Genomic DNA, 210 nt, shown 5'->3' with positions numbered 1-210 from the left:
ACCCAGTCCGTGCCAACCGCCTTTTGCGATCATCACTTTCTTGCCGTGCTCTGCAACTTCACCCACAACCTCGTTGGTATGGATGTCTACGGCACGCGTACCTACAGGCACCTTAAGTGTCAGGTCATTACCACGCTTACCCGTACAGTTACCGCCACGGCCATTTGCGCCACGATCTGCTGCATAAAAGCGTTGGAAACGGTAATCGAT

General features: G+C 53.3%; 1 pseudogene. It reads right to left on the bottom strand.

The features are described 5' to 3' along the window. A pseudogene (gene obgE / locus AB4585_RS28715) lies at nucleotides 1–210 on the bottom strand (GTPase ObgE); the annotation flags it as partial.

This window comes from Vibrio sp. 10N.222.49.C9 (assembly GCF_041474985.1).
GTDB lineage: Bacteria > Pseudomonadota > Gammaproteobacteria > Enterobacterales > Vibrionaceae > Vibrio > Vibrio crassostreae_C.
This window is presented reverse-complemented; position numbering and strand designations above follow the sequence as displayed.